Below are 263 nucleotides of genomic sequence, written 5' to 3'. Positions count from 1 at the left end.
GCACGAGTCATCGCACCGGATGCCTGCGCGCCGATGATCAACCGCTCCTGCACCAGCTGCGCCATCAGCTGCCCGAAACCCTGCCCCTCCTCGCCGAGCAGATTCGACACCGGCACCCGCACATCGGTGAACGACAACTCCGACGTGTCGGCGCCGTGCTGACCGACCTTGTCCAACACCCGCCCGACAGCGAACCCGGGGCAGTCCCGCAGATCCACGATCAGCAGCGCCACCCCCTTGGCACCGGCCTTCGGATCGGTCTT

1 pseudogene is annotated in these 263 nt (G+C 67.3%); it reads right to left on the bottom strand.

Annotation, left to right across the window (positions count from 1 at the left end):
- Nucleotides 1-263, bottom strand: a pseudogene (locus AZG88_RS54655) (acyl-CoA dehydrogenase family protein); the annotation flags it as partial.

This window comes from Rhodococcus sp. LB1 (genome assembly GCF_001583455.1).
GTDB classification, from domain to species: Bacteria; Actinomycetota; Actinomycetes; order Mycobacteriales; family Mycobacteriaceae; genus Rhodococcus_F; species Rhodococcus_F opacus.
The sequence above is the reverse complement of the archived record's forward strand: the minus strand, read 5'-3'. Positions and strand labels throughout refer to the sequence as shown.